Below are 288 nucleotides of genomic sequence, written 5' to 3' on the forward strand. Positions count from 1 at the left end.
CTCTTATACAGATGCTACTGGCGCTTCAAAAGTGATCAACATCAGCGATCTTGTTAAGTTAAGCGAAACGGTTACTACGCTTTCTAACAACAACGACGGATCTTACACGTATACAAACGAGAAAGGTGTTGAAGTTAAGATCAATGTAGTAGGAGATGTAACAAGCAACTTCTCAACGATTGCAAACAATACTGAGGTAAAACAGATTATCGAGAATATCGTAAACAATACGGCAGGAAACGTAAGCTATGACGGAACTAAAAATGAGTTCTCTTATACAGATGCTAC

The 288-nt window shown here is 38.2% G+C and carries 1 pseudogene; it reads left to right on the plus strand.

The annotated features are described in order from the left end of the window. Positions 1–288: pseudogene (locus KHA98_RS22825) on the plus strand (hypothetical protein); the annotation flags it as partial.

Origin of the sequence: Flavobacterium branchiicola, from assembly GCF_018383905.1 — a bacterium.
Lineage (GTDB): Bacteria > Bacteroidota > Bacteroidia > Flavobacteriales > Flavobacteriaceae > Flavobacterium > Flavobacterium branchiicola.